This is a genomic window from Acinetobacter endophylla (assembly GCF_053543775.1).
In genome coordinates, this window is sequence record NZ_JBLVOM010000098.1 from 1 (window position 1) to 554 (window position 554).

The window sequence follows — 554 nt, forward strand, 5'->3', positions numbered from 1 at the left end:
TGAGGCTGGAACGGGAGAACGATATCATCATGAATCATAAGAAGATTCGAAGATTAATGCGAAAATATAAGCTCGTTGCTACGATCCGGCAAGCCAATCCCTATCGCAAGATGGCAAAAGCCACACAAGAGAACCAAACGTGTCCCAACCTACTCAAACGCCAGTTTGACCAAGGAGAGCCCGAGAAAGTGTTGCTGACGGATATTACCTATATGCATTATGGTAATGGACAATGTGCTTATTTATCCGTGGTGAAAGACGGGGCTACGAGACAAATTCTAGCTCACTACCTCTCTTCTTCATTGGCCTTGCCAATTGTAGAACGAACACTGGAGAGACTACTTGAACGACTGGATGGCAATATTCATCCAGAAGCCCTTTTACACTCGGATCAAGGAATGCACTATACTCACCCTAGATTCCGCCTTCTCGTACGCAAAGCTGGATTTACACAGTCCATGTCACGGAAAGGTAACTGCTGGGATAACGCCGCCATGGAGAGCTTCTTTGGCCATATGAAGGATGATTTGGAGTACAAGTCATGTATGACTCTC

Annotated in this window: 1 protein-coding gene; it reads left to right on the forward strand. The window is 45.7% G+C overall.

The features are described from left to right. Positions 1–5: 5 nt before the first annotated feature. The coding region (locus ACNPNW_RS05445) for an IS3 family transposase (protein ID WP_448766666.1) at positions 6–554 on the forward strand (549 nt) is incomplete at its 3' end.